The organism is Shigella sp. SIG3 (genome assembly GCF_053555855.1).
On sequence record NZ_JBQZXE010000313.1, the window covers coordinates 1 to 484 of the forward strand.

Annotated in this window: 1 protein-coding gene; it reads right to left on the reverse strand. The window is 38.8% G+C overall.

From position 1 onward, the window contains the following. Positions 1-2: 2 nt before the first annotated feature. Entirely contained in the window at positions 3-215 is a 213-nt protein-coding gene (locus ACUU1I_RS21155) for a hypothetical protein (RefSeq protein ID WP_000411314.1), read from the reverse strand. Positions 216-484 lie beyond the last annotated feature (269 nt).

Consider the following 484-nt stretch of genomic DNA (forward strand, 5'->3'; position numbering starts at 1 on the left):
TACTAACAGGATGCTCTGACTCGCAATTCATCCAGCAGTTTATCATTTCCCATAATGTCACTTACCCTCATCGGTAAAAAAATTGCCTTTCGACCATTACGATACATTATTGATTTTGGGGTTTCAGGGAAGTAATCCATTTCGACTATAACTGACAGGTCATCACGACGTATGACTGCGTATTTGCTACTAAATAGTTTCTTTATTTTCTCCACGATGCCTCCAGGTTTATAAGTACAAACGGTTATATCCACATAGAGACAAAAATATTAATCTGAAAAATATTTATTTCACGCCGTATATTTGATTGTTTAATGTGCAAGTACAATGACTTTTATTTTTTGTTGTGTATATAATCAAATATATGGTTATTTTTCACCCTGCGTATTCAGCACGCAACAAAAAACCCGCCGAAGCGGGTTTAGTGCGGGTGCGTTGAGGATGCCTGACACATGAGAGGTGGCGAGGGATTTCTCCCCCGCCT